This is a genomic window from Rhodoferax sp. RT5P35, from assembly GCF_056521385.1.
In genome coordinates, this window is record NZ_JBWMAX010000136.1 from 1 (window position 1) to 1,406 (window position 1,406).

1 protein-coding gene and 1 pseudogene are annotated in these 1,406 nt (G+C 66.0%); one reads left to right on the forward strand and one right to left on the reverse strand.

Features of this window, described 5'->3' with window-relative positions:
* Positions 1 to 520, forward strand: a pseudogene (locus tag AC097L_RS24345) (MFS transporter); the annotation flags it as partial.
* 3 nt (positions 521 to 523) lie between these two features.
* Here the strand turns inward: AC097L_RS24345 and AC097L_RS24350 are convergent.
* On the reverse strand, positions 524 to 1,406 hold an 883-nt coding region (locus tag AC097L_RS24350), incomplete at its 5' end, for an anhydro-N-acetylmuramic acid kinase (protein ID WP_479589299.1).

The window sequence follows — 1,406 nt, forward strand, 5'->3', positions numbered from 1 at the left end:
GGCCCAGGCGGGCATGATGATGCTGCCGGTGGCCCTGGCCGGCATGGTCACCAAGACCCTGGCCACCCGCCTCATCACCCGGCTGGGTTACCGCAAGGTGCTGGTGCTGAACACCGCGCTGGTGGGGCTGACCATGGCCAGCTTCGCGCTGGTCACGCCGGACCAGCCGGTGTGGTTGAAGCTGGTGCAATTGGCGATTTTTGGTGCGGTGAACTCCATGCAGTTCACCGCCATGAACACCGTCACCCTGAAAGACCTGGACGGCCCACTGACCAGCAGCGGCAACAGTTTGCTGTCGATGGTGCAGATGCTGGCCATGAGCATGGGCGTGGCTGCGGCTGGGGCCGTGCTGGCGGGCTTTACCGGCTACTTTGAGGGGGCAGGTGCTGCGCAGACGCTGAATGCATTCCACGCCACGTTTGCGACCATGGGGCTGATGACGCTGGCCTCGGCCTGGATCTTCTGGCAGTTATCGCCCGATGCGCGGGAGACCGGGACTACCCACGCCGACAACCATTGATGTTCAGGCCGGGTAGATGGCACCCAGCACGCGTTCGCCGCGTGCACCGGTCACACTGGCCAGATTGCCCGGCAAGCCCTGCACCGTCTGGCGGGCCAGCCAGGCGAAGGCCGCCGCTTCTACCTGCAAAGGCGGCAGGCCATGCGCAGCCGAGGACTGCACTTGCACGCTGGGAAGCAGGGCTTGCAGGCGCTGCATCAAATAGCCATTCAAGGCACCACCACCGCACACGATCAGCAATTTGCTATATTTTCCGTAGCTTGTCACGCTTATGGATATTGCGCTAGCGGTCAATTCGGTCAATGTGGCTTGTACGTCGGCCGGGTCCAGCCCGGCAAAGGCCTGGAGCTTGCTGGCCAGCCAGGGCGGATTGAACAGGTCGCGGCCTGTGCTTTTGGGCGGGGCTTTGGCCAGATAGGGCTCGTCCAGCAGTGCGGCCAGCAGGGCCGTGTGCCCCGTGCCGCTGGCGGCCCAGGCCCCGTCTGCGTCATAGGGCTGGCCGGTGTGGAGCTGGCACCAGTGGTCCATCAGGGCGTTGCCGGGGCCGCAATCGAAGCCCAGAATCTGCCCGTCCAGCAGGCTGAGGTTGGAGATGCCCCCGATGTTCAGCACCGCCACGGCTTCGCCTGCGCGGCCAAACACCTGGCTGTGGAAGGCGGGCACCAGCGGCGCGCCCTGGCCACCGGCGGCCACGTCGCGGCTGCGGAAGTCGGCCACTACGGTGATGCCGGTCAGTTCGGCCAGCAGTGCCGGGTGGTTGAGTTGCAGGGTGTAGCCAATGCCATCGAACTCGCCGGGGCGGTGCCGCACGGTCTGGCCATGGGCACCGACGGCCCGGACCTGCGCGGCGTGGGTGCCGCTGCGCTCCAGCAACTGCTGTACTACT